The organism is Corynebacterium sp. (assembly GCF_012837295.1).
GTDB lineage: Bacteria > Actinomycetota > Actinomycetes > Mycobacteriales > Mycobacteriaceae > Corynebacterium.
The window spans coordinates 1-7,325 of sequence record NZ_DURI01000265.1 but is presented as its reverse complement, the minus strand read 5'-3'; the positions used below and the strand labels follow the sequence as shown (position 1 = coordinate 7,325).

Below are 7,325 nucleotides of genomic sequence, written 5' to 3'. Positions count from 1 at the left end.
GGGCGCCGATGACGGCGACCCCGCGTCCGGTTCGCGCGCACGCGCGGCTCACGTGCCGGCCGGCGGCGGTCGCTTTGCGACGACCCGCCGCCGGCGCGGAGTCTCCTACTCGTCGACTCCGCCGTACGCGCCCTCGGCCTCGCCGGCGTCGACGTCCTCGGCGGAGCCGGACTTCAGCTCCAGGCCGAGATCGGCGGCCAGCTTGCCGATCATGTCGATCGCGGCGTCGGCGATGACGGTGCCCGGCGGGTAGATCGCCGCGGCGCCGGCGTCGTAGAGCTCCTGGAAGTCGCCCGGCGGGATGACTCCGCCGACGACGACCATGATGTCCTCGCGGCCGAGCTTGGCCAGCTCGGCGCGCAGCTCCGGCACCAGGGTCAGGTGGCCGGCGGCCAGCGAGGACACGCCCACGACGTGGACGTCGGCGTCGACCGCGGACTTGGCGGCCTCCTCCGGCGTCTGGAACAGCGGTCCCACGTCGACGTCCATGCCCAGGTCGGCGTACGCGGACGCGACGACCTTCTGGCCGCGGTCGTGGCCGTCCTGGCCCATCTTCGCCAGGAAAATGCGCGGGCGGCGGCCCTCCTCGGCCTCGAACTCGTCGGCCATCGCGATGGCCTTCGCGACGTTGGACACGGTGCCCTCCTTGCCCACCTCGTCCTTGTACACGCCGGACAGCGTGCGGATCTCGGCCTGGTGACGGCCGAAGACCTCCTCCATGGCGTCGGAGATCTCGCCGATGGAGGCCATGGCGCGGGCGCAGTCCACGGCCAGCTTCAGCAGGTTCTTGTCCAGGTCGCCCGGCTCGCCGGGGTTGCGGCACGCCTCGGTGAGGGCGCGCAGCGCGGCCTGGGTCTTCTCCTCGTCGCGCTCGGCGCGCAGGCGCTGGAGCTTCTCGTTCTGCTCCTGGCGGACGCGGGAGTTCTCGACCTTGAGGACCTCGATTTCCTCGTCCTCTTCGACCTGGTACTTGTTCACGCCGATGAGGGCCTGGCGGCCGGAGTCGATGCGGGCCTGGGTGCGGGCCGCGGACTCCTCGATGCGGAGCTTCGGGATGCCCTCGACGGTGGCCTCGGCCATGCCGCCCGCCTCCTCGACCTCTTCGATGTGCGCTCGGGCGCGCTTGACCAGCTCATTGGTCAGCCACTCGATGTAGTACGAGCCTGCCCACGGGTCGACCGGGCGGACCGTGTTCGACTCCTGCTGCAGCAGCAGCTGGGTGTTGCGGGCGATGCGGGCCGAGAAGTCGGTCGGCAGGGCCAGCGCCTCGTCCAGCGCGTTGGTGTGCAGCGACTGGGTGTGGCCCTGGGTCGCGGCCATGGCCTCGATCGCGGTGCGCGCCACGTTGTTGTAGACGTCCTGGGCGGTCAGGGACCAGCCGGAGGTCTGCGAGTGGGTGCGCAGCGAACGGGACTTGTCGGACTTCGGATCGAACTTGGCGACGAGCTCGGCCCACAGGATGCGGCCGGCGCGCAGCTTGGCGATCTCCGTGAACGTGTTCATGGAGATGCCCCAGAAGAAGGACAGGCGCGGGGCGAACTTGTCGATGTCCAGGCCCGCGTCCAGGCCGGCGCGGATGTACTCGACGCCGTCGGCGAGCGTGTACGCCAGCTCCAGGTCGGCCGTCGCACCGGCTTCTTGGATGTGGTAGCCGGAGATGGAGATCGAGTTGAACTTCGGCATCTTCAGCGAGGTGAACTCGAAGATGGACGAGATGATCCGCATCGACGGCTTCGGCGGGTAGATGTAGGTGTTGCGGACCATGAACTCCTTGAGGATGTCGTTCTGCACGGTGCCGCGCAGCTCCTCGGTGGGCACGCCCTGCTCCTCGGCGGCGACGATGTACATCGCCATCACCGGCAGGATCGCGCCGTTCATGGTCATGGACACGGACACGCCGCCCAGGTCGATGCTGTCGAACAGCTGGCGCATGTCGTAGATCGAGTCGATGGCCACGCCGGCCATGCCGACGTCGCCCGTCACGCGCGGGTTGTCCGAGTCGTAGCCGCGGTGGGTGGCCAGGTCGAACGCGACCGACAGGCCCTTCTGGCCGGCGGCCAGGTTGCGGCGGTAGAACGCGTTGGACTCGGCGGCGGTGGAGAAGCCGGCGTACTGGCGGATCGTCCACGGCTGGTTGGTGTACATGGTCGGGTACGGCCCGCGCATGAACGGGGCCAGGCCCGGGAACGAGTCCACCGGGTGGCCTTCGGCGGCCGCGGCCTCACGGTCGGCGCGCTCGTAGACGCGCTTGACGTCGATGCCCTCGGGGATCGTCCACGTCTCGGTGGCGGCGTCGGCCTGGGCGGGCGCAGCCGGGGCGGCGTCCGCGTCGGTCCGCGGCACGTCCGCGAAACTGGGGATGGTGGTCATTGGTCCGTTCACGCTCCCAGGGAGTCCAGCAGCCGCGAGAGCTCCGCGACGGCGTCGATGTTCATGGTCAGGTAACCGTCCGGGCGGGCGTCGCCCTCGGCGTCGGCGAAGATCTTCTCCGGACCGGCGACGAGCACCTCGGAGGCGCCGGCGGCGCGGGCGGCCTTCACGGCCTCGGCGCCGGAGGCGGCGTACTCGCCGTCGGCGCCGCACAGCACGACGATCGGCGAGGACTTCGCGGCCTCGTCGAAGGCGTCCTCGCCCGGCACGACCTGGCCCGGGTTGAGGGCCTCGATGCCGCCGGAGGCCAGCAGGTTGGCGGTGAAGCCGGTGCGGATGTTGTGCTTGGCCAGCGGGCCCAGCGGCAGCATCGCGACCTGCGGGCGGCGGCCCTGCTCGGCGAGGAAGTCGTCCGAGCGGTTGCGCAGGCCCTCGAAATCGGCGGCCCAGCGGCGGACGCGCTCGTCGACCGGACGGGCCTCCGGCGCCAGCGGCGCCTCGGCCAGGTTCGGGAACTCGTTGATCGCGGTGACCTTGGTGCGGCGGTGCGCGATGTCGGCGCGGCGCTGCTCGAAGACGGCGTCGATGTTCTCGCGCACGTGGTCGTAGGCGGTCTCGATGCCGCCGTAGGACTCGACGTCGGTGAACACCTTCCACGCGCTGTCGGCGATCTCGTCGGACAGTTCCTCCACGAAGTAGGAACCGCCGGCCGGGTCGGCGACGAAGCCCAGGTGCGACTCCTCCAGGAGCAGCAGGTTGGTGTTGCGCGCGATGCGGGCGGCGAAGGAGCGGGACACGCCCGGCTGGCCGCCCTTGATGGCGTTGTCGAACGGCAGCACCTCGACCGTGGTGGCCCCGCCGACGCCGGCGGCGAACGCGGCGACGGTGACGCGGAGCATGTTCACCCACGGGTCACGCTGCGAGAACATCACCGGGGCGGTGACGGCGTGGTTCGGCGCGGAGCCGTGGTCGGCGGCGCCGGCGACCTCCGCGACGCGGGCCCACAGGGAGCGGGCGGCGCGGAACTTCGCGATGGTGTTGAACTGGTCGTCGGTGGCCGAGTACCGGAAGGAAATCTGGTCCAGGGCCTCCTCCGTGCTCAGTCCGGCCCCGGTGAGGGCGCGCAGGTACGCGACGCCGACGGCCAGTGCGTAGCCGACCTCCTGGGCGTCGGAGGCGCCCATGTTGGCGAAGGCGACGCCGTCGACCAGCAGGGTCCGAACGTTGCCCGGGCGCTTCGCGTTGGCGACGGCCATTTCGACGGCCTTCTCCAGCGAAATCTCCGCGGCATCGGTGTACTTGCTGGTCAGCGGGGCGGCCGAGAGCTCGATGTCGAGGGCCTCGGGGTCCTTCACGCCGGCCTCGTCGACAAGCGCGAACAGCGCGTCGGCGGCCTCGGCGACCTGGTCGCCGGCCTCGAGCGCGATCGGCGCGAGGTCGAGGTACACGCCCTTGAGCACCGCGGGCAGGTCCGCGGCGGTCAGGCCGTTGCGCAGGTCGAGGCGGATGGCGGAGGTGCCGTTGGTCAGGGCGTTGATCAGCGCCTCGTTGACCTCGGCGGCGGAACCCGAGCCGGTGCGGCCGAAGGTCTCGCGCACGCCCCAACCGGCGTTGTCGGCGTCGCGCAGGCGCGCGCCACGGGTGAACGGGAACTGGCCGGGGGCCGGGGCCTCCGCCAGATCATCCGCCCGGGTGTACAGCGGGCGGACTTCCACGCCGTCGTACGTGGTCGTGTTGAGCTTCTTCCAGACGTCCAACGGCACGTCGGAGACGTCTTGCTTCCGCACCCGGGCAAACACCCCGGCAACTGCCTTGAACCACGAGGCCTGCTGCTCCTCGAAGTTTGGCGGAAGCGCGGTCCCGGCGGCATTGGTGGCCGTTCGGTCAGTCACGGCGGACCTTCTCCCTTGCTTGTCATGCGCCCCGAACCCGGCCCGCCGACGCCCCCGACGCCGCCTTCGCGAAGGCGATTCGGGGTGGCCGGAGCGGTCCGGGCATGGATGTCGCTTTTGAATTGACGGAAACCGGCGGCCACGGATTCCGGCGCTTTACAGCACCGTTCGCCCGCTGTGAGCCGGTCACCGTTCCAATACTAATTAGGCTCCGGCAATAGCCTCCGACGGGTATGCTGCTCCACCCCCGGAATGCGCATTTCGGCCCGGCAATCGTGTCCGGTACCGGCATCTTCGGGCTTTACGACGCCCGTTTCCCGGCGTGTCGGGTGAGCCGCGCGGTTCCCCGGCGCGAACGGGGGTAACCTCGGCCCGGTGTCCGGAACCGATTCCCGCCCCCGCGCGGCCCGCCCGCTGGCGCTGCTGGCGTTGGGGATCGCCGCCGCCGTGGTCGTGTGGGTCGTCGACGTGCCCACGATGCAGGAGCTCCGCGGGTGGGCCGACGCTACGGGATCGTGGTTCCCGGTGGTTTTCTTCCTGGCTTACGTCGGCTTCACGCAGCTGCCGGTGCCCCGCACGGTGTTCACGCTGGGTTCCGGGATCCTGTTCGGCGCGCTGCCCGGCATCGCGCTCGCGCTGCTGGCCACGGGCACGTCGGCTCTCGTGTCGCTGGCCGTCGTCAGGCTCTTCGCCCGCGACTGGGCGCGCGGCCTGCTCGTGCGGTACCGGCGCCTCATGGACGTCGACCGCAGGCTCGAGCGCCGTGGCTGGCTGGCGGTCGCGTCGCTGCGGATGATCGCCGCCGTGCCGTTCGCCCCGCTCAATTACGCGTGCGCGCTGTCGTCGATCCGCCCGCTGCCGTTTTTTCTGGCCACGCTGATCGGGTCCGCGCCCGGCACCATCGCCACCGTCCTGTTCGGCGATGCGCTCGCCGGCGGCATGGACGCGCGCATCCTCGTGATCACGGCGCTGCTCGTGTGCGTCGGAGTCGCCGGATTGGTCATCGACGCGCGGATGCCGGTCGTCGATTCCGTCAAGTCACCACGATAGACTCGGGGCATGTTCGCCGTACACGCCCGTTATCGGGGACGTTCCACCCGCCGCGCCGAGCACGTGCGGGCGTCGGGTGCCGCGCTGTCCCGGCTCGATGGCGTCGGCAAGGTGGTGCCCTCGGGCGTGGAGGAGCTTGCGGCGCACCCCCGCGATGCGGTCGCGGTGACCACGTTGACGCTCGCGCTGCTGGCGGCCGGCGACTGGTCCATCGGCATCGGCGTCTCCCCCGCCTCCGATCGCGAGGCCGCCGCCGTCGCCGCCGCGGGAGTGCTGGGCAAGGGCGGGCGCGCGGGCACCGTGCGCGCCCGCATCCGCACGGGCGATCCCGGGGGCAAGGAGCTTTCCGACGACATCGCCGCCGCCTTCACGCTCCTGCACCACGTCATCTCCCGCAGGTCCCCCGAGGGGCGGGAGGCCACCAACCTCATGCGCGCCGGCTGGACGCAGGTCGAGGCGGCGGCGGAACTCGGCGTGAGCAAGCAGGCCATCAACCAGAGGTTGCAGGCCGCCGGCTGGCACGCCGAGGAAGCCGGCTGGTCGCTGGCGGTGCACCTGCTGCAGCGCGCCGCCCGCGACTGACGCCCCGCCCCCCTCTTCTCCCCGTAGACGGCAGAGGGCCCGGTGCTCACTGGTCGAGTGCGCACCGGGCCGTCGTAAAGCTGCCGCCATGCCGAGCCCCGTCCGGGGACCCGGCCCGCGGCACTAACGAAGCGGGCGCCGCGGATCCGGCGCGGTGCCGTCGCCGAACGGGCGGCCGCCGAGGGATTCGCGGCCGTGCGGGGTCAGCCACACGTCCTCCGACGGGCCCTTCGGGATGATCTGCGTCGGATTGATGTCCTTGTGCACCACGTAGTAGTGGGCCTTGATCTGGTCGAAGTCCACCGTTTCGCCGAAGCCCGGGGTCTGGAACAGGTCGCGGGCGTAGGCCCACAGCACCGGCATCTCCGACAGCTTCTGGCGGTTGGTCTTGAAGTGTCCGTGGTAGACCGCGTCGAAGCGGACCAGCGTGGTGAACAGGCGAACGTCGGCCTCGGTGATGGAGTCGCCCATGAGGTAGCGGCGGTCGGCCAAGCGCTCCTCGAGCCAGTCCATCGCGGTCCACAGGCGGTCGTAGGCGGCGTCGTAGGACTCCTGCGAACCCGCGAAACCGCAGCGGTACACGCCGTTGTTGACCTCGGTGAAGATCCGCTTCATCACGGCCTCCATCTCCTCGGCGCGATCCTCCGGCCACAGGTTCGGGGCGCCCTCGCGGTGGAACTCCTTCCACTGCGACGCGAAATCGCGGGTGATCTGGTCGAAATCGTTGGTGACCACCGCGCCGTCGCGCTCGTCGACCATCGCCGGCACCGTGATGCCGCGCGGGTAATCCGCCTGGCGCTTGAAGTACGCCTCCTGCAGGCGCTCGATGCCCAGCACCGGATCGACGCCGTCGGGGTCGAGGTCGAAGGTCCACGAACGCGGGTCGTGCACCGGGCCGGCGAGGCCCATCGAGATGACGTCCTCCAGGCCGAGCAGTCGGCGCACGATGATCGCGCGATTGGCCCACGGGCACGCCTGCGCCGCGATGAGGCGGTAGCGGTTCGGCTCGACCTCGTAACCGTCTTCCCCCTCGACCGTGATGCGCGTGGTGATGTAGCGCATGTCGCGGTTGAAGTCCTTGCCTTTGTCCACGTAGACGCCCGGGGTGTCGTGCGGGTTCTTCGCGTTGCTGGTGTCGTCGGTGTTCGTCATGACCGCGACTATAGATGATATGTCAACAATCGGCAAGAGGTGAAGGCGGCAACCGATTCGAGGATCGATCGCCGCCTTCGTGCGTCAGCTCTCGGCCAACGTCTCCGGTCTGTGCGACTGGGCCAATCCGCCTTCCAGCGGTCCCGCCCGGTTACGGGCGCCAGGTCTCCCCTGCACCGCCGTGATTGCCGTGCCGATCGCCCTGGTGGCCGCCGCCCTGGTTCGGTGCGGCGCCGGGACCGGACTGGTAACCGGGATGGCCGGGCTCGTCGCGGTGCC

General features: G+C 70.5%; 5 protein-coding genes. 2 read left to right on the top strand and 3 right to left on the bottom strand.

What is annotated here, in order from left to right:
- Window positions 1-105: 105 nt before the first annotated feature.
- The gene (scpA, locus tag GX015_RS08730; RefSeq protein ID WP_291344414.1) at window positions 106-2,370 is read right to left on the bottom strand and encodes a methylmalonyl-CoA mutase; all 2,265 of its coding nucleotides are present in this window, start codon (window positions 2,368-2,370) and stop codon (window positions 106-108) included.
- An 8-nt stretch (window positions 2,371-2,378) separates the two neighbouring features.
- Entirely contained in the window at window positions 2,379-4,262 is a 1,884-nt protein-coding gene (locus GX015_RS08725) for a methylmalonyl-CoA mutase family protein (protein WP_291344412.1), read from the bottom strand.
- Between the two features lie 375 nt (window positions 4,263-4,637).
- Between GX015_RS08725 and GX015_RS08720 the strand changes: the two genes are divergently transcribed.
- Window positions 4,638-5,312: a TVP38/TMEM64 family protein gene (locus GX015_RS08720; protein WP_291344410.1), complete on the top strand. Its 675-nt coding sequence runs from the start codon at window positions 4,638-4,640 to the stop codon at window positions 5,310-5,312.
- A gap of 9 nt (window positions 5,313-5,321) precedes the next feature.
- The gene (locus GX015_RS08715; protein ID WP_291344408.1) at window positions 5,322-5,894 is read left to right on the top strand and encodes a DNA-binding protein; all 573 of its coding nucleotides are present in this window, start codon (window positions 5,322-5,324) and stop codon (window positions 5,892-5,894) included.
- 123 nt (window positions 5,895-6,017) lie between these two features.
- On the opposite strand, the gene GX015_RS08710 is transcribed toward GX015_RS08715, so the two are convergent.
- Window positions 6,018-7,046, bottom strand: a complete 1,029-nt coding sequence (locus GX015_RS08710) for a glutathione S-transferase C-terminal domain-containing protein (RefSeq protein WP_291344406.1) — start codon at window positions 7,044-7,046, stop codon at window positions 6,018-6,020.
- Between the last annotated feature and the right edge of the window lie 279 nt (window positions 7,047-7,325).